The organism is Catenibacterium sp. UBA627 (assembly GCF_002299355.1).
GTDB lineage: Bacteria > Bacillota_I > Bacilli_A > Erysipelotrichales > Coprobacillaceae > Catenibacterium > Catenibacterium mitsuoka.
In genome coordinates this window covers 3816-4910 of sequence record NZ_DBPF01000017.1, presented here as the reverse complement: position 1 = coordinate 4910, position 1095 = coordinate 3816, and the positions used below count along the sequence as shown (strand labels likewise).

Here is a 1095-nt window from a genome sequence, read left to right as displayed (position 1 = left end):
CCCCAAAGCTGACCATCAGCAGAGAAACCATCAGGTGGTACACCTGCAACTGCAGTAGGTTTTACTTCAGGATCCAACTGGAATAATTCTGGCTGTCCCCATACATCAGATGAATCATATGCGACATAGATAGGAATATCACCAATGATTTCTACCCCTTTACTATTCGCATAATCCTTTAATGCATACCATTGTTTCCATACATAGTACTGTAAGAACTTATGGTAATTAATGTCATCACTTAGTTCATTACGTTTTTCGGTAAGGGACGCATCATTTCTTAAACGTAATTCCAAAGGCCAGTTTTCCCAACCCTGATTATCATAAGATGCTTTTATTGCCATAAATAATGCATAATCCTCTAGCCACCATGCATTGTCCTTACAGTAAGCTTTAAAATCTTCATTATCAGTAATATGTGAATTCTCATACGCTTTCTTTAATAATGCATATCTATTTTCATAGAGATAAGAATAATCAACATAATCACTATTTATATCTGCCTCTGGTAGATCTTCTTCCTTTAAATAACCACATTTCACAAACTCATCTAAAGAAATAAAATATGGGTTACCTGCAAAAGTAGAGAATGACTGATAAGGTGAATCACCATAACCAGTAATACCTAAAGGGAGAATCTGCCAATATGTTTGTTTAGCTTCTACGAGATCATCTACAAACTTATAAGCAGCTTCATCAAAACAACCAATACCATACTTACTAGGTAAAGATGATACGGATAATAACACACCACTTTTTCTCATAAACTATCCTCCATAAATAGTCCAAAATGATCAGAAACTACATCTTCATGTGTACCATCAAATATGACATGATGGCTTTTTACATGTTCTTTTTTATTACACCAGATATAATCAATACGCATACCATCCACTGCTTCACCCCATCCGTCTATTTTACCCTGAGCAGTAAAACGACCTTGGACATCATCCGCCTCGTCACGTGTATCAAACCATCCATCTTCTTTAATAGTCTCATAACTTTGGTTTGGAATACTATCAGGTGCATTGAAATCTCCTGCTAAGTAAACAGGGACTTCTTTATTCGCCACAACATTGAGCTTATGCCATTGGT

At 36.1% G+C, this 1095-nt stretch carries 2 protein-coding genes; both read right to left on the bottom strand.

The genetic code is table 11. The features are described from left to right. Positions 1-764, bottom strand: a 764-nt coding sequence (locus B2S90_RS01250) for a 4-alpha-glucanotransferase (protein WP_286696424.1), incomplete at its 3' end; no start/stop codon positions are given. Beyond that, positions 761-1095: endonuclease/exonuclease/phosphatase family protein (locus tag B2S90_RS01245; protein WP_349677192.1), on the bottom strand; the 335-nt coding region annotated here is incomplete at its 5' end. The genes B2S90_RS01245 and B2S90_RS01250, both read right to left, overlap by 4 nt.